The sequence below is a fragment of the Enterobacter cloacae complex sp.6700776 genome (genome assembly GCF_048284255.1).
Taxonomy (GTDB): Bacteria; Pseudomonadota; Gammaproteobacteria; order Enterobacterales; family Enterobacteriaceae; genus Enterobacter; species Enterobacter intestinihominis.
Window position 1 is genome coordinate 1 of sequence record NZ_JBLVYK010000165.1, and the last position, 304, is coordinate 304.

At 43.4% G+C, this 304-nt stretch carries 1 protein-coding gene; it reads left to right on the top strand.

Annotation, left to right across the window (positions count from 1 at the left end; translation table 11 throughout):
• Positions 1–48: 48 nt before the first annotated feature.
• The coding region (locus ACNQ0T_RS23725; RefSeq protein WP_417930444.1) for a YidB family protein at positions 49–304 on the top strand (256 nt) is incomplete at its 3' end.

The window sequence follows — 304 nt, forward strand, 5'->3', positions numbered from 1 at the left end:
TTCCATACTTGGTATTGAACGCATCAATTACGTTATCGAGGAGTCAAAATGGGTCTGTTTGATCAAGTGTTAGGCATGGTTGCAGGCGATAAAATGCAACAGTTTCAATCTGTTATTGATTGGGTTGAAAAGCAAGGCGGGCTCTCAGGTGTCGTCGATAAATTTAACACTGAAGGCTTAGGCGGGATCGTTTCATCATGGGTTGCTGAAGGTGAAAATTTGCCAGTTAATGCTAGCCAGTTAATGCAAGTTTTCGGTGATTCAGGGATCCAAGAACTCGCTCAACGCGTTGGTTTAGATCCAC